This is a genomic window from Acinetobacter sp. YH12023 (genome assembly GCF_013420135.1).
Taxonomy (GTDB): domain Bacteria; phylum Pseudomonadota; class Gammaproteobacteria; order Pseudomonadales; family Moraxellaceae; genus Acinetobacter; species Acinetobacter amyesii.
The window spans coordinates 139,216-154,744 of sequence record NZ_VOYU01000011.1 but is presented as its reverse complement, the minus strand read 5'-3'; the positions used below and the strand labels follow the sequence as shown (position 1 = coordinate 154,744).

Sequence of the window (15,529 nt, the reverse complement as noted above, 5' to 3'; positions counted from 1 at the left end):
TGAAACCTCTTAGCGCTGATGGTAGTGTGGGGTTACCCATGTGAGAGTAAGTCATCGCCAGCTCATTATTCTAAACACCCCCTGACTCGTGCAGGGGGTGTTTTTTTATGTGCGGAGAAAAGGGAAAAATAAGCAGAAAAGTAGAAGGATAAAACAGGAAAATGAGAAAATTATTGATAGATTGAGACTTGAATTATTTAAACATGGATGATTATTAGACAATAAACGCATTTAAAAATCATCAATTGAGGGAATTCTCAGCCTAAAAATGTCGGAAAACCTGAATGTAAGTCAGCTAAAACAACAGTTTAAATGCCTAATTATCGACTTAAGTGATGGCTGATGACTTATGATTTAGAAATCTACGACTTAGATCGTAGAACTGCGATTTTTTTCTATAAAATTTGAGTTTTATTCTGACAATTTTCATATCAAATAATCTATCGTCTGATTGTGGTTTAGCTTCTAATAACACATTGATAATTAATCATTATTAAAACTAGACCCGCAGTCCATCGATTTTTTTATGTATAAATATTTCAAAAATATCTAAGTTTTTATGACATTTTATTCCCAAACGACATGGATATATCTGAAAGGTATGGATCTATACCTTTGTAATTTTGGACAATTTACATTGAAAAACGGCATTGTAGCGAAAAATAAAACTCACAATTGGAGGTGAGGTTCAATGTCTACAAGCACAATGAATGTGAATAGGGTTGTCGATAACGCTAAGTTCACAAAATCGCATTTCAGCATCATGATGTGGTGTCTAATTCTTATTTTATTTGATGGTTACGACTTAGCGATCAATGGTGTTGCGCTGCCTTTATTAATGAAAGATTGGGGATTAACAGCTGTTCAGGCAGGTATGCTAGCGAGTACAGCACTTGCAGGGATGATGTTTGGTGCCATGATGTTTGGTACTTTGGCTGATAAGATTGGCCGTAAGAAAGTCATCATGATCTGTGTATTTTTATTCAGTACATTCACATTTCTAGGCGGTTTTGCATCTAATCCTACTGAATTTGGTGCTTTACGTTTTATTGCTGGACTTGGCATTGGTGGAGTATTACCGAACCTTGTAGCATTGACCTCTGAATATGCACCTAAGCATCTACGTAGTACTTTAGTGACCACTATGTTCAGTGGTTATGCAATGGGTGGCATCATGGCGGCTTTATTTGGTTCATGGTTTACTGCGGATTATGGCTGGCAAATCATGTTCTTCATTGCGGGTATTCCACTGTTACTGTTGCCATTTGCTTGGAAGTTTTTACCTGAATCGCTCACATTTTTGGTGAAGGTGAATCGTCACGATGAAGCTCGTAGGATGATTCAAACCATTGCACCTGAGCAAATGGTGACTGCAAATACTCAACTTGAACTGACTGAAGTTGCGGTCCCGGGTGGAGCGTCTGTTAGAGCATTGTATAAGCAAGGTCGTGGCATAAGTACCATGTTGTTTTGGCTATGCTTCTTTATGTGTCTATTAACCCTGTATGCATTAGGTAGTTGGTTACCAAAACTAATGATGGCCGCAGGTTATTCATTAGGTAGCAGTTTGACGTTCCTATTGGCGATGAATATTGGTGCGGTAATTGGTACGATTGGGGGAGGTATTTTAGCGGATAAGTTCCATTTAAAACCCGTGATCATTACATTATGTCTGGCAGGTGCTGTGGCATTATCTTTACTCGGCTTTAATTCTCCACAGCCTGTGATCTACCTTTTGGTTGCAGTCGCAGGTGCATCAGCAATTGGTTCTCAAATCTTACTCTATAGCTATGTTGCACAGTATTATCCGCTGTCTGTTCGTTCGACAGGAATTGGTTGGGCATCTGCTGTGGGGCGTACAGGTGCGATTGTTGGTCCGATTCTGATCGGCTATTTATTATCACAAGAATTGCCACATCAAATTAATTTTATGGCTGTGGGAATTCCAGTAGTCATCGCAGCGATTGCAGTGTTCTTTATTCGCAAAGCGCAAACGGATGAAGAAGTTGCCGCTTTAGAAAATGTGAATAAGGCTTCAGTGAAAACACAGCGTTCGTATAGTTAAAACATAGATTTAAAAAAGCCCGTCATTTGATGGGCTTTTTTATGTTGTACTTATAATTTTATCATTGAATTTAGGTTAAATGATTGATTAAAAAATTGATAAATAAGGAGATTTTTTTATTTTACACACCTTTTCTAATTTAATTTCATCGTTATATAGCAACTCGATCATGTGTTTTTCAGTGCAAGCAGAGATCTGAAAATAGGGGATGAAGTTCAGGGCGTATAAGTAATCAAGTTTGAGGCTTGTGGTTCATTTTGTTACTTAAATATAGTGAACTCTGTGCTCAGTCAGCGCATGATAGAGGGCATAGATTTATTCACATTTATCAATAATATCTCAAGATCATGGAAATATCGTCATGTCCAAAGCCGTACAAGATATAAAAGATTATCCGCTCTATGTTGCAGGTAAAGCATCGACTACCGAACAGTGGTTAGAAGTGAATCATAAATATACCCAAGACATATATGCACGCGTAGCACTTGCTGATGCTGCAACTATTGAAAAAGCCATTGATTCAGCGGTCAAATCTAGTGCTGCAATGGCGGCATTGGAACCTTTTCAAAAACAAAAAATTTTACTGCACTGTGTAAAACGCTTTAATGAAATGCGTGCAGAATTGACTGAAATTTTAATTGCGGAAGGTGGAAAACCGCATAAAGCCGCAGCTGCTGAAGTTGAACGTTTAATCAATACCTTTCAAATAGCTGCCGATGCTGTCACACAGATGGATGATGGTCGCATGATCCCATTGGCGGTTACCGCAGCGGCATCTGGCTATCAAGGCATGGTCAAACATGTGCCAATTGGTCCTGTATCGTTGATCAGCCCGTTTAATTTTCCGATCAATCTGACTGCGCATAAAATTGCACCTGCCATTGCCGCAGGCTGTCCATTTGTTTTGAAGCCTGCAAGTTTGACGCCTATTTCAGCTTTAAAAATTGCGGAAGTTTTGGCAGAAACGGATTTACCTAAAGGTGCTTTTTCAGTTTTACCTTGTCCACGTGAACATGCAGATGTCTTGGTAACAGATGACCGATTTAAACTGCTCAGCTTTACCGGTTCCGATGTTGTCGGCTGGGATATGAAAGCGCGTGCGGGACGTAAAAAAGTGACTTTAGAACTTGGCGGTAATGCTGCGGTATTGGTTGAGCCTGATACTGAAATTTCAGCGGCATTTATTGAACGTTTAGTCGGTGGGGCGTATAACCATGCAGGGCAGGTGTGTATCAGCGTACAACGCATCTTGGTGCATGCCGATATCTATGCCGATGTGAAGAAAAAACTCGTGGCGAGAATGAAGGAGCTTAAAGCGGCTGATCCTCATTTGGAAAGTACCATGGTCGGTCCAATGATTAAGGAAGCTGAAGCAACACGCGTACATAAATGGGTCGATAAAGCAGTAAAAAAAGGTGCCAAAGCATTGGTTCGTGGTGAACATCAGGGGGCTTTGCTTGATCCAATTTTATTAGAAAATGTCGATGAATCGCTAGAAGTGTATAAAGATGAAATCTTTGGCCCTGTAGCGATTTTAGAGAAATACAAAAACTTTGAAAAAGGTATCGCCAAAATTAATAGCAGCCGTTTTGGTTTACAGGCGGGCATCTATACGCAAAATTTGAATAAAATGTTGTATGCGTGGAATCACTTAGAGGTTGGTGGAGTGATTATTAATGACATTCCGTCTTTCCGTGTCGATAACATGCCATATGGTGGCGTAAAAGATTCTGGCTTAGGCCGTGAAGGGATTCAGTCTGCCATTCGAGATATGCAAGAAGAACGCGTATTGGCGATAAAACTGTAGCAGTTTAAACTTGGGCTTTGTTCAGTATGGATCTGTTCGAAGCCCAGTTTTTGAATCATTGCAAAAATCTAAAGTGAATAAGAAAAAATGAAACGAATTTTATTATTGGTCAGTTTGATGACCGTGAATATGGCTGTCTTTGCCTTTAACGCCACTCAAATGGTGACGGATGCACGCAGTCAAATAGGGAAAACCTTATATTACGATCCTGCATATACTGCACTGCGTTATCCGATGGGAGATGTCCCTTTAATCAAGGGTGTTTGTACCGATGTGGTAATTCGTGCATTACGACAGCAAGGGATTGATTTACAAAAAGCCATTCATGAAGATATGAAAGCCAATTTTAAGCAGTATCCACAAAAATGGGGCTTAAAAAGTACTGATAAAAATATTGATCATCGGCGTGTTCCCAATATTCAAACCTGGATGCAACGTCAGGGCTTTGTTGTCAAAGATAAGCAGTATTTGGCCGGAGATATTGTCACTTGGGACTTAGGGCGTGGTTTAGTGCATATCGGTGTGGTTTCAGATCGTAAAGTGAAAGGTAGCGATGTTCCGCTGATCATCCATAATATAGGAGAGGGCACACAGGAAGAAGATATTTTACATGCCTATCAAATTACCGGACATTATAGAGTGAAATAACTTTAAAAATTTATTAGGAAATAAAACATTCCTAAAAGTTATATTATTGATAACTTAAATTGTATGAAAAATAAGCTGATTAAATGAACATTTAAGCCTAAACACATTATAAAAATGGAATATTTGCCGTAGAAATTACAGAAAAACTTAAAAAAAGTGAGTATTGTTAATTCATACAAAGGGAAAGTTATTTGTGGTGTTTTTAACCAAAATGCGCATGTGATTTTTCTGTTTGCAATTTGGTATAGACGCTCACAAGGTATCTCACCAGATCAAACACCCAGAATTTTATTTTTATGGTTCTTTTTTTGCTCGCGATATAACCATAACAAGCAGCAGTTAAAGATGCCTGAGGTTTAGGTGTTCTATGTCAGATAATCGTGAAAACTGGTCGGCACGATCAGGATTTATCATTGCCGCTATTGGTTCCGCTGTAGGTTTGGGAAACATTTGGCGTTTCCCTTACGTGGCGTATGAAAATGGTGGCGGTGCATTTTTAATTCCCTATTTAATTGCAATTTTTGCAGCGGGTTTGCCTTTATTGTTCTTAGATTATGCAGTGGGGCATAAATTCCGAAAAGCACCGCCAACTGCATATAAAAAACTTATGAACAGTGAGGCATTAGGCTGGTGGCAAGTGATGGTGACACTCATCATCGGGATCTACTATGCCAGCGTATTGTCATGGGCCGGCAGTTATATTTTCTACTCAATCGGTCAAAAATGGGGTGAAGATACGCAAGGCTTCTTCTTTAATACCTACTTGCAAAATGCCGATGGAATTGCCTTTGGTTTTGTACCGACCTTATTTTTTGGATTGGTGATTGTTTGGGCGATTACCATGTTCATTTTATATGGTGGTGTGAAGAAGGGTGTAGAGCTTTCGAATAAAATCTTTATTCCATTGTTGGTGATTTTGTTCTCGATTTTAGTGATTCAAGCAGTGCGTTTACCGGGTGCTACAGAAGGTCTAAATGCATTCTTTACACCAAATTGGGATGCGATGACTGACTATAAAGTATGGTTAGCAGCCTTTGGTCATATCTTCTTCTCGTTATCGATTGGTTTCGGGATCATGTTGACCTATGCGTCTTACTTAAAAGCAAAAACCAACTTGACCGGTTCAGGCGTAGTGGTTGCATTAGCCAACTCATCATTTGAAATCTTAGCGGGTATTGGTATTTTTGCAGCATTGGGCTTTATGGCGCATAGTGCGGGTGTACCGGTAAATGAAGTGGTTTCAGGCGGTATTGGTCTTGCATTTATTGCTTTCCCGAAAATCATTTCGAGCTTGGGTACGGGCGGTGATTTATTTGGTTTCTTGTTCTTCTCGTCACTGGCTGTAGCAGGGATCACCTCAATGGTGAGTATTTTGGAAGTGCCAATTGCGTCGTTCCAAGATAAATTCGGCTGGTCACGTAAAAAAGCCGTAACGATTGTGGCAGGTGGTTCTGCCATTGTATCAACCTTAATTTTCTCAACCCACAGTGCAATTACTTTCGTTGACATCATTGACTACTTTGCCAATAACATTGGTATCGTGGCGGGTGGTTTGTTCTCAATTATCTTGGTGTCGTGGTTCCGTCGTCCATTGCTTGCGCAATTACGTGATCATGTGAATCAATATTCAAGTATCAAATTGGGCTTTGGTTGGAACTTCTTATTAACGGTTGTTACTCCGCTTTCATTATTAGTAGCTTTAGGCTTAACCATTAAAGACGTTGCATCTAAAGGCTATGGTGGTTATCCAGTAGACGTGTTATTGCCTGTTGCTGGTGTGGTCATTGCATTCTTTGTGCTTGGTGCGATTGTATTTAGTTGCATGAAAGACAAAAAACCTGAGGAGAAATAACATGAATACATCTGCATTAATCATGATGATCATTTCAATGGTTTTACTTTGGGGCGGTTTGATCTTAGCGTCGATTCATTTAGCAAAACATCCAGATGAAGAAGATTAAGCTTCATCGTTGATAAAAAAGGAACCCGAGGGTTCCTTTTTTATGTGGTACTAAAAAGCAAATTCTATTGCAGATTAAGCTGTTTTTTGAATACGACAGTAGAAGAAGCCATCGCCATAACCCGCTTTCGGGAACAGTTGACGACCATGAATTTGTTCAACACCCCAATCCGCTTCAATTTTAATTTCTTGGGCATCGGCATGATTGGCAAAGAACTCAACCATTTGCTGTTCATTTTCAGCTTTTAAAATCGAGCAAGTGATGTAAAGCAGCGTACCGCCAACTTTAAGCTGCTTCCACATATTTTCCAAAATTTGCTTTTGTAATACTACTGTTTTCGCAATGTCGCCCGATTGACGTAGTAAACGAATGTCAGGATGACGACGCATTACACCGACAGCAGTACATGGCGCATCGAGCACGATACAATCAGCAAGTTCAGGAGCAGTATAGGTGATGGCATCGGCAGTTTGAATTTCAACATGTTTACCATCGAGATCCAAACGATCTAGGTTTTCAACCACACGTTTTAGACGCTTTTCATCTTGATCCAATGCAACGAGTTTCTTCGGTTGGAAAGTCTCTAAAATATGTGCGGTTTTACCACCCGGCGCAGCACAAGCATCAATCACAAATTTACCATCGAGATTTGGTAATAGTGTTGCACACAGCTGAGCATGTTCATCTTGTACTGAAAAACCACCAGCTTCAAAGCCTGGTAAACTTGGAATATGTAAACTTTCATCCATCACAATACCGACATTAGAGAGTTCACAGCGATGTGCATCGATGCCTTCATCTTGCAAAATATCGAGGTATTCGTCACGGCTCACTTGGCGTGTATTGACACGTAAAGTCAGTGGTGCAATTTGCTTAAGCTCATAGCTGAGCTCGTCAAATTGTTCGCCCCAGTCTTTTTTCAGACGTTTGGTTAACCAACTTGGTAGATTTGTGGCTTGTTCAAGCACGTCGTAGAACTGTTCTGTTTCACGTGTTGCACGGCGCAAAATTGCGTTGATTAAGCCACTTAGACTTCCCATACCCAATTGTTTTGCAGCTTCCACCGTTTCAGAAATTGCAGCATGAGCTGCGACACGGGTACATAACAATTGGTACAAACCAAGGTATAAACAGGTTTCAACCACTTGGTTATCTACTGGTTTAGACAGTAATGGTAAAGTCAGTTGTTTCAATGCGTACCATTGACGTAAACAACCGAGCACCAATTCGTGGAATAACGCACGGTCTTTATCTGACACGATATTCATTTGCTGCGCGAGTACCGATTGCAGCGATTGACCATTTTGGACAGCCAATAACGTCTTCACTACCTGAGCACGTAAATTAAGGTCTCGGGTCGAGGCGTTGGGAGATTGCTTCATTATAAAATTTGTCCAATAGTCAATTTTTGGGTTTGTAAAATTTGTACAGGGTTGAGTGGTTTAGCACCTGGCCATTGTAAAGAGGTCAAAATAATCACGCTGCCATTGGCACAGGCAACGTGTATGCCTTTTTTGTCGATGGCAATGATTTCACCTGCTTGAGCGTTCGGTGCAGACACAGCAGAAAGTTCAGAATGCCAAACACGTAAGTTGTTTTGTTCATCCAACTGAATAAATGCTACCGGCCACGGATTAAAGGCGCGAATATTACGATCGATTTGTACAGCATCGATGGACCAATCAATTTTTGCTTCGGCTTTTGAAAGCTTATGTGCATAAACCGTTAACGCTTCGTCTTGGACTTCACGGCTGTCTAAATATTGCTGCAATGTTTGTTCAGTGTCTAAAACGGCAGCAATTGCAGTTGCACCTTGCTCTGCAAGTTTGTCATGCAAAGTTGCAGAGGTATCCGTTGCTTCAATCGGGCAGATGGTTTTATACATCATGTCGCCAGTATCGAGTCCGGCTGCCATTTTCATAATGGTGACACCTGTTTCAATATCACCTGTTGCGATGGCACGTTGAATCGGTGCTGCACCGCGCCAACGTGGCAGCAATGAACCATGAATATTCAGGCAACCATATTTCGGGGTATCTAGCACGACTTGCGGCAAGATCAAACCATAGGCTGCAACCACCATAACATCGGCATTTAAAGCGGCTAATTCAGCTTGTGCGGCTAAACCTTCTTCAGTCGATGATTTGAAATGAAGCGGTTGGTAAACAGGAATATGGTGCTCCAAAGCCAATTGCTTTACGGCAGAAGCTGTGAGTTTTTGTCCACGTCCAGCTTTGCGGTCAGGTTGAGTGTATACCGCAACAATTTCATGTTGTGTTTTGAGCAATGCAGCTAGTGCTGTTGCGGCAAATTCTGGCGTACCGGCAAAGATGATTTTCAAAATGAATGAACCGAATCTGTGTTGAATATGTGGATTATAGCAAATGATTAATGCGTAATTTAGAACATTAGAAATTGATTTTTGCAACTTTGAAGCTGTCCAAGCTCAATGATTTCATAACCCAAAATTGCAAATTTGCAATTTTTAAATAAATTATATTTATATAAAATTTAAAAATTATTCATGAAAGTTTTGTATTGTGCAGCCATTGATGGCGGTATAGTAGATTTCAGTTAAAAGATTTTTGTCGTCAAATCACTCGGTTTTATTTATAGACACATCTGCCCAAATCTCAGCTTAAAAAGCCATCTTTAAAAACAATGGCTTGGTGTATGATAGGTTTAAAATTCGACTGATTTTACATCATTGTCAGTATGATTTAGCCAGAGTGAATCTGTAGGATTCATTTCAAGCTCAAACTTTGTTGGAAATATAAAATGCCTGACTATCGTTCAAAAACATCGACACACGGAAGAAATATGGCGGGTGCGCGCGGCTTATGGCGCGCAACTGGTATGAAAGATGAAGACTTCGGTAAACCGATTATTGCCGTCGTGAACTCATTTACCCAATTTGTACCGGGTCACGTTCATCTTAAAGACCTTGGTCAACTCGTGGCGCGTCAAATTGAGCAAGCAGGTGGTGTTGCTAAAGAATTCAATACCATTGCTGTCGATGACGGTATTGCGATGGGTCATGACGGCATGTTGTATTCATTACCTTCACGTGATTTGATTGCAGACTCAGTAGAATACATGGTGAGCGCGCACTGTGCCGATGCCATGGTGTGTATTTCCAACTGTGACAAAATCACCCCAGGGATGTTGATGGCGGCAATGCGCTTGAACATTCCAGTGGTATTTGTCTCTGGCGGTCCAATGGAAGCGGGTAAAGTCAAAATCCGCGGCAATGACAAAGCGATCGACCTGATCGATGCGATGATTGTGGCTGCAGATGATAATTATACTGACGAAGAAGTTGCTGAATATGAACGTTCTGCATGCCCAACCTGTGGTTCATGTTCAGGTATGTTCACTGCGAACTCAATGAACTGCTTGACTGAAGCATTGGGTCTATCGCTTCCAGGTAACGGTTCAACGCTTGCAACTCACGCCAATCGTAAAAAACTGTTCGAACGTGCAGGTTCTCTTATTGTTGAATTGGCAAAACGCCATTATGAACAAGACGATTACAGCGTATTGCCACGTGAAATGGTGACCAAAGCATCGTATGAAAATGCTATGACTTTGGACATCGCAATGGGTGGTTCAACCAATACCGTTCTGCATTTGTTGGCTGCTGCAAACGAAGCGGGTGTGGACTTCACTATGGATGACATCGACCGTCTGTCTCGTAAAGTACCGGTACTTTGTAAGGTCGCTCCTGCGAAGAATGACGTACATATGGAAGACGTGCACCGTGCCGGCGGTATTATGTCGATCCTCGGTGAACTGGATCGTGCAGGTCTGTTAGATACCTCTGTAGGTACGGTTCATGAAGCAACCCTCAAAGATGCTTTGGACAAGTGGGACATCATCCGTACTGAAGATGAAGAAGTATATAAATTCTTCAAATCAGCACCAGGTGGCGTACCAACCCAGACTGCATTCTCACAAGATCGTTACTACTCACGTCTGGACGGCGACCGTGAAAATGGTGTGATCCGTAATGCAGAACATGCTTTCTCTAAAGACGGTGGTCTGGCTGTACTTTATGGCAACATTGCGCTCGATGGTTGTATCGTAAAAACTGCGGGTGTAGATGATTCAATCTTGAAATTCAACGGTACTGCACGTGTGTTTGAAAGCCAAGATTCAGCAGTAGAGGCGATCTTGGGTAATGAAATCAAAGCCGGTGATGTGGTTGTGATTCGCTATGAAGGCCCACGTGGTGGTCCGGGTATGCAAGAAATGTTGTACCCAACCAGCTACCTGAAATCGAAAGGTCTAGGCAAAGAATGTGCGTTATTGACTGACGGTCGTTTCTCTGGCGGTTCATCAGGCCTTTCAATTGGTCACGTATCTCCAGAAGCAGCAGAAGGCGGTGCAATTGGTTTGGTGGAAGATGGTGATTTAATCGAAATCGATATTCCAAACCGTACCATCAACTTAGCTGTTGATGAAGAAACCATGGCCGCTCGCCGTGCAGCGCAAGAAGCCAAAGGTTGGCATCCAGTTGAAGAGCGTCCACGCAAAATTTCGAAAGCATTGAAAGCGTATGCAATGCATACCACGAGTGCGGCGAAAGGCGCAGTACGTGAAATCTAAATTTTAGATCTCCAAATAAAAAAGCACTCCACATGGGGTGCTTTTTTAATTTACATCTACATAACTTGCATTGGATACGAGGAAATGTCATCCGCAACTGTCTGAGGCAAACGGAAATTTAAAAGTGAATGTTTCTGCGATCATTTTTTTAGTTGCAAACAGTTGCCGAGTTTTGCGGATGACAAATGGTTTTGGTTACTTTTGCCGAAACAAAAGTAACATACGAGCTCCGAAAATTAGCTTTTATAGAGGTAAGACTCCGCTGTAATCAGCTTTTAAATGAAATAATGGGACAATAATTCTAAGTTATAGATTTCTTAATCTGATTAAAAATAATGTTTCTTGAAGCAACTAAATAAAATTTAATAATTAGTGGATGTCATTAAAATTCTAAAAAGACAGCCTCGAATAGTAGCTATAATTTATATGGCTTTGTGTAGGCAATCCCTTACTTTTGAAAGATCAAAAGTAACAAAAATCTTTTGTTCTCCTGATATGGCATCCCTGCCATACAGGAAAACAGCGACATCCATGTCGCTTTGTCATGTGATTGAATGGTATTGCATGCGCTAAAAATCTTTTTTGTTGAGATGTAATTTCTTTTACATACCGAGCGCTTTCTATACAATAAATTTAAAAGAATCCGCCAAAACTGAGGCACAAAATCAGCGATCGCCAAGGAAGAACAATGAGTAAAAATAATATCCGCGAACATTCAGCACCTGTTTATGACGGCATAGAAAATGCGCCTGCACGTTCCATGATGCGTGCCACAGGCTTCCAAGAAGCCGACTTTAAGCGCCCATTTATTGGTATTGCTTCGACTTGGGCCAACGTCACGCCGTGTAATATGCACATTGATGGATTGGCGCGTGAAGCTGAAAGCGGGGTGAATGCTGCAGGCGGTAAAGGCATTATTTTTAATACTATTACGATTTCTGACGGTATATCCAACGGTACAGAAGGCATGAAGTATTCATTGCTATCGCGGGAAATCATTGCCGATTCCATTGAAGCCGTAGTGGGCTGTCAGGCCTATGATGGCGTAATTGCCATAGGCGGCTGCGACAAGAACATGCCGGGCTGTATCATGGGTTTGGCGCGTTTAAACCGTCCGGGTCTGTTTATTTATGGTGGCACCATTAAACCCGGAGCAGGGCATACCGATATGATTTCGGTATTTGAAGCAGTCGGTCAGCACGCCAAAGGCGAAATTAATGAAATTCAGGTCAAGCAGATTGAAGAAGTCGCGCTGCCGGGGCCGGGTTCGTGCGGCGGTATGTATACGGCCAATTCAATGGCTTCAGCGATTGAAGCACTGGGCATGAGCTTGCCAGGTTCATCGGCGCAGGAAGCAGTTTCAGCAGATAAAATTGAAGATTGCCAACGCGCAGGTGAGGCCGTGATGAACCTGCTGCGTCTCGATATTAAGCCGCGCGACATTATGACCAAAGCCGCTTTTGAAAACTCAATTAAAGTGCTGATTGCTTTAGGCGGTTCAACCAATGGCGTACTGCATTTGATTGCTATGGCGCATACCGCAGGCGTGGAACTGTCTTTGGATGATTTTGTGCGTATTGGCAAAGATATTCCTGTGGTGGCCGATGTGCGCCCATCGGGTAAATATTTAATGTCGGAACTGATTGCCATTGGCGGCATTCAGCCGCTGATGAAACGCATGCTGGATGCCGACATGCTCGACGGTTCTTGCCTCACCGTTACGGGCAAAACTTTGGCGGAAAACTTAGCCGATGTAGCAGACTATCCTGAAGGACAGCAAATTATTTTGCCGTTTGATGCGCCAATCAAAAAGGATTCACATTTGGTGGTACTCAAAGGAAATTTGTCGCCGACGGGTGCAGTGGCTAAAATTACCGGTAAAGAAGGGCTGTATTTTGAAGGGCCTGCACGAGTATTTGAAGGTGAACAGGGTGCCATGCGCGGTATTTTAGATGGTGAAGTACAAGAAGGCGAAGTGGTGGTGATCCGCGGTGTTGGACCCAAAGGCGGGCCGGGTATGCCTGAAATGCTGAAACCGACTTCAGCGATTATTGGTAAAGGTCTAGGCAAATCCGTCGCACTGTTGACTGATGGGCGTTTCTCGGGCGGCAGCCATGGTTTTGTGATTGGTCATGTGACACCAGAAGCCTATGAAGGCGGCCCAATTGGCTTGGTCAAAAACGGCGATAAAATATCAATTAACGCTGAAACGCGTGAAATGACTTGGCATGTGGCTGAGGATGAACTTGCTGCACGTCGTGCGGCCTGGGTCAAACCGAAACCCAACTATACCCACGGCGCTTTGGCTAAATTTGCCAAGTTGACCTCTGGTGCGGAAAAAGGTGCGGTGACTGACCTAAATCTAGACGTCTAATCTATTGTTAAACATTGAACATTCAGCCCTGACTTGATATAAGTTTTGCACAAGGCTTATATCTCATTTAAAACAGCTTCATAATAGAAGTTGAATTTTAAGTATGTGCTGGAAGGTTCGGCACAATTCATCATTTTGAGGCAAAAAACGCATGTCACTGTTACGCCGTTGGTTCGATCCAATCCGATCGAGTTGGTTTTATCAGAAACCGACCCGACAAGCGGTGTTACCCACGGAACAAGGTCTGAGTGTTTATCTTCGACTGGATGATGTCTATAGCTATTTGGCTGCGCAGCAACTGCCTCAATTAGAGGAAATTCTCAGTGATGAAATCAAACCACTAAAAGTGATTATTTGTCGTCAGAGTGCAGAACCTCCTAATCAAATGTCCTCGATAGAATGGCAACAATATTGTCTGAATGATGCCCAAATTTTAGCGCGGCAGCATCGTTTTAGTTTTCATGAAACACCTGAACAACCGACCGCTGAAGCTTTAGAACAAGCCGAAATTATTCTAAAAAATACCCCATTACGTGGCCAAGATTTTCTCTATTTACTTGAAGATGTGTTCCACATGCTGTGGCAAAAGCAGTATGGCAAGCTGAGAACATTGTACGCGATGGCCAGTCGTCATCATAAAGCGCAAGATTTTCCAGAACGGATCTTTTCTGACTTAGCAATTTTGACGGGGTATTTTGAGTTTGGTGAACGTAAGTACCATGCTGTAGATGATTTACTGCGTTTAACGCGCCGTTTAAAACAACAAAAACTCCTGACAGATAACCCGATCTTTATGATCAATCATATTGAATGGCGTGAGCACCTGATCAGTGATGCAGAAGAGCTGAATGAAATTCAGGGACTCGATCCTGAGCTTGATCTTTATATCGCGATGGAAGATCCGATTTCATGGTTATTGTTGGCTTATATTCGTGAGGAATTGGCGGACTATTATAATATTCAGCTGAATGTGTATCCATTGTCGTATCACGGTCGTGATTTGTTTGACTGGAGTTTGGCAACACGTCTGTCTAAACGGACCGAAGTTAAGTTCACACCATTTTGCCGGCCTACAGAAGCTGCGACATTAGCTATGTCACAGCTTTACTACAGTGCACCTGAAGAGCAGCGTATTGATGTGATGTATCGCATTTTGGAAGCCGTATGGACCAAAGGGCGTGATTTATCCTTCAAAGCACATTTTCAGGCTTTACAGTATGAGTTAGAGATTTCTGAACTGACTACTAACGATATTGCTGAAAAATTAAAAGAAAATGATATGCACTGTGAGATGAAGTCACAGCCCGATTTTCCTGTTTTAGAATTACGTATTGCAGGTCAAAGCTATGTATTTAATAGCTTATACCGCGTTTGGATGATTGAAAGTATTTTCAGTAATGTGTTAGAAGAGAAGTATAAAAGTGAAAACACCGCTGAAAGTGAAGCCAGAGAAGATGAAGAAAGAAAAAGTTGAGTCATTAGAGCAAGCCCGCGCACAGATTGATGTGATTGATCAGGGGATTATTGAGCTCATTGCTGCACGTCAGTTTTATGTCGATCAAGCGGTGCGTTTTAAGCGTTCAGTACAAGATGTTCAATCACCAGAACGTGTCGAAGCGGTGATAAGTAAAATTCGTCTACAAGCCACAGAGCACGGTGTAAATGCAGATATTGTGGAACGTTTATACCGCGATATGATTCAGCATTTTATTCAACGTGAGTTGAAAGAGATTCGTCCATAGTTGGGACCGATTTGAATTTCGTATAAGAGATTTTATGTTAAATAAATGGTATTCTTTCTTCCGTATAGTTAAATAATCGGTAGTAAGGCTAAAAAAATGCAATTCAAAGGTTAATTTAGTCAATAAAAAAGCCCAACATCCTGTTAGGCTTTTTTACATATTTGATGCGTTGGTATAACTCCTGTCGTACCTCACATTCCCTGTATCTAATCTTATTATTCTTATCTGGAGCATCCTGCTCTCTATGTCCCCATAATAGAAAATTGATGAAGAATGGCATAGACGCAAAGAGCCTGAATGAATGTAAGTCAAAGCGTACAAAAT

At 41.6% G+C, this 15,529-nt stretch carries 11 protein-coding genes; 9 read left to right on the top strand and 2 right to left on the bottom strand.

Features of this window, described 5'->3' with window-relative positions; all coding sequences use genetic code 11:
• Window positions 1-691: 691 nt before the first annotated feature.
• From FTT92_RS12985 to FTT92_RS12965, 5 genes are all read left to right on the top strand, one after another.
• Complete coding sequence (locus FTT92_RS12985) at window positions 692-2,065, top strand: MFS transporter (protein WP_180172310.1); 1,374 nt, start codon at window positions 692-694, stop codon at window positions 2,063-2,065.
• Between the two features lie 361 nt (window positions 2,066-2,426).
• Window positions 2,427-3,872, top strand: a complete 1,446-nt coding sequence (locus FTT92_RS12980) for an aldehyde dehydrogenase family protein (RefSeq protein WP_180172309.1) — start codon at window positions 2,427-2,429, stop codon at window positions 3,870-3,872.
• A gap of 117 nt (window positions 3,873-3,989) precedes the next feature.
• Entirely contained in the window at window positions 3,990-4,520 is a 531-nt protein-coding gene (locus FTT92_RS12975) for a DUF1287 domain-containing protein (protein WP_373423911.1), read from the top strand.
• Between the two features lie 367 nt (window positions 4,521-4,887).
• Window positions 4,888-6,372 carry a sodium-dependent transporter gene (locus FTT92_RS12970; protein WP_078194502.1) on the top strand — a complete coding sequence of 495 codons (1,485 nt, stop codon included), beginning with the start codon at window positions 4,888-4,890 and terminating at the stop codon, window positions 6,370-6,372.
• Window position 6,373: 1 nt separating this feature from the next.
• Entirely contained in the window at window positions 6,374-6,481 is a 108-nt protein-coding gene (locus FTT92_RS12965) for a methionine/alanine import family NSS transporter small subunit (protein WP_078194501.1), read from the top strand.
• Window positions 6,482-6,555: 74 nt separating this feature from the next.
• Here the strand turns inward: FTT92_RS12965 and rsmB are convergent, their stop codons facing one another.
• Together rsmB and fmt are read right to left on the bottom strand one after the other, a co-directional pair.
• Complete coding sequence (gene rsmB / locus FTT92_RS12960; RefSeq protein ID WP_180172308.1) at window positions 6,556-7,863, bottom strand: 16S rRNA (cytosine(967)-C(5))-methyltransferase RsmB; 1,308 nt, start codon at window positions 7,861-7,863, stop codon at window positions 6,556-6,558.
• Window positions 7,863-8,822, bottom strand: a complete 960-nt coding sequence (fmt, locus tag FTT92_RS12955; RefSeq protein WP_180172307.1) for a methionyl-tRNA formyltransferase — start codon at window positions 8,820-8,822, stop codon at window positions 7,863-7,865. The genes rsmB and fmt overlap by 1 nt, the downstream gene beginning before the upstream one ends.
• Before the next feature lie 437 nt (window positions 8,823-9,259).
• On the opposite strand from fmt, the gene ilvD (FTT92_RS12950) reads away from it, so the two are divergent.
• The 4 genes from ilvD (FTT92_RS12950) (at window position 9,260) to FTT92_RS12935 (ending at window position 15,205) form a co-directional block, all read left to right on the top strand.
• Window positions 9,260-11,089, top strand: coding sequence for a dihydroxy-acid dehydratase (ilvD, locus tag FTT92_RS12950; protein WP_180103112.1), 1,830 nt, complete (start codon window positions 9,260-9,262; stop codon window positions 11,087-11,089).
• A gap of 688 nt (window positions 11,090-11,777) precedes the next feature.
• A complete protein-coding gene (gene ilvD / locus FTT92_RS12945; protein ID WP_180172306.1) occupies window positions 11,778-13,463 on the top strand; it encodes a dihydroxy-acid dehydratase in 1,686 nt (561 codons plus the stop codon).
• 151 nt (window positions 13,464-13,614) lie between these two features.
• A complete protein-coding gene (locus FTT92_RS12940; protein WP_111885146.1) occupies window positions 13,615-14,937 on the top strand; it encodes a hypothetical protein in 1,323 nt (440 codons plus the stop codon).
• Entirely contained in the window at window positions 14,918-15,205 is a 288-nt protein-coding gene (locus tag FTT92_RS12935) for a chorismate mutase (RefSeq protein WP_078191648.1), read from the top strand. Before FTT92_RS12940 ends, FTT92_RS12935 begins: the two co-directional genes overlap by 20 nt.
• The last annotated feature ends 324 nt before the right edge of the window (window positions 15,206-15,529 follow it).

Excerpts from the sequence above, each read along its gene's own strand:
- FTT92_RS12985 (WP_180172310.1), top strand. The coding sequence starts at position 692 with ATGTCTACAAGCACAATGAATGTGAATAGGGTTGTCGATAACGCTAAG.
- FTT92_RS12980 (WP_180172309.1), top strand. The coding sequence starts at position 2,427 with ATGTCCAAAGCCGTACAAGATATAAAAGATTATCCGCTCTATGTTGCA.
- FTT92_RS12975 (WP_373423911.1), top strand. The coding sequence starts at position 3,990 with ATGACCGTGAATATGGCTGTCTTTGCCTTTAACGCCACTCAAATGGTG.
- FTT92_RS12970 (WP_078194502.1), top strand. The coding sequence starts at position 4,888 with ATGTCAGATAATCGTGAAAACTGGTCGGCACGATCAGGATTTATCATT.
- FTT92_RS12965 (WP_078194501.1), top strand. The coding sequence starts at position 6,374 with ATGAATACATCTGCATTAATCATGATGATCATTTCAATGGTTTTACTT.
- rsmB (WP_180172308.1), bottom strand. The coding sequence starts at position 7,863 with ATGAAGCAATCTCCCAACGCCTCGACCCGAGACCTTAATTTACGTGCT.
- ilvD (WP_180103112.1), top strand. The coding sequence starts at position 9,260 with ATGCCTGACTATCGTTCAAAAACATCGACACACGGAAGAAATATGGCG.
- ilvD (WP_180172306.1), top strand. The coding sequence starts at position 11,778 with ATGAGTAAAAATAATATCCGCGAACATTCAGCACCTGTTTATGACGGC.
- FTT92_RS12940 (WP_111885146.1), top strand. The coding sequence starts at position 13,615 with ATGTCACTGTTACGCCGTTGGTTCGATCCAATCCGATCGAGTTGGTTT.
- FTT92_RS12935 (WP_078191648.1), top strand. The coding sequence starts at position 14,918 with ATGAAGAAAGAAAAAGTTGAGTCATTAGAGCAAGCCCGCGCACAGATT.